This is a genomic window from Vibrio sp. Vb0888, from assembly GCF_033338835.1.
In the GTDB taxonomy this organism is placed as follows: Bacteria; Pseudomonadota; Gammaproteobacteria; order Enterobacterales; family Vibrionaceae; genus Vibrio; species Vibrio alginolyticus.
Genome location: NZ_JAWOTL010000265.1, coordinates 1 through 1,114, shown reverse-complemented (window position 1 = coordinate 1,114; position 1,114 = coordinate 1). Strand labels below are relative to the sequence as shown.

Genomic DNA, 1,114 nt, shown 5'->3' with positions numbered 1-1,114 from the left:
AGATGAAGCCGAAGAGTGTGCATACCGAGGCCTACAAATTCTCGAAAACCATTCGCCGAGTAAGCACTTACATAGCTACTCAATGTTGGCGCGCATTGCGATTGGCCGTGGCGAGCTAGACAAAGCCGGTAAATTCATCGAGCACATTCAACATTTAATGAAGCAGTCTACGTACCATGTAGATTGGACCGCCAACGCCTCTTTATCGTTGATCTTATTCTGGCAAGCGCGTGGCAATACAGAAGCCATGCAAGAATGGTTGAACACGGCGGTTCGTCCAGAATCGGCATGTAACCACTTCTTACAACTGCAATGGCGCAATATAGTGCGTGCACACATCAATTTGGGTCAGTATGAGGAAGCACGCCAAGCGCTAAACTTCCTGCAAAGTGAAGCGCGCCGTACCAACCTCATTACCGATACCAATCGCAACCTCGTTGTTGAAGCCGTATTGGCCGCACGCCAAAAAGACGAAGAGCAAGCCAAAGCGCTGCTAAAAGAAGCGCTAGTAATGACGAACCAAACCGGTATGGTCGGAAACTTCCTAATTGATGGCGCTACGATTGGTGGCCTGCTAGAGAAACTCAGCCTGCGTCATGAGCTGGGCGATCTAGAACGTCACCGCGCTCAACAGCTAATGAAAGACATTTCATCGAATCAGCGCAGCCGCTCGATCCACTTTGATGAAGACTTTATTGAAAAGTTGGTAAATCACCCGAATGTGCCGGAGCTTGTACGCACGAGCCCGTTAACACAGCGCGAATGGCAGGTTCTAGGTTTGATTTATTCTGGCTTTAGTAACGAGCAAATCGCACAAGAATTGGATGTGGCAGGTACGACAATCAAAACCCACATTCGCAACTTGTATCAAAAGCTCAACATCGCGAATCGTAAAGAAGCCATTGTAACTGCGGAGAATTTACTGCAATTGATGGGTTACTAAATCAAATAACCTTAGTAAAGAAATGGAATTTTAATTGAAAACAAAAATGGGTTGGCGTTATGCGTCAGCCCTTTTTTATAAGCCGCCAGTGAGGGAAGTGCAATTTGCAAAGCACGTAAGTAACGTTGTTCATATACGACAGGCAAAAAAATAGCCAACCGCAATAATCGC

At 46.4% G+C, this 1,114-nt stretch carries 1 protein-coding gene; it reads left to right on the top strand.

The window, feature by feature from the left end; translation table 11 throughout:
- A partial coding sequence (locus R7P72_RS25515; protein WP_318111021.1) for a LuxR C-terminal-related transcriptional regulator occupies positions 1-943 on the top strand: 943 nt, incomplete at its 5' end.
- Positions 944-1,114 lie beyond the last annotated feature (171 nt).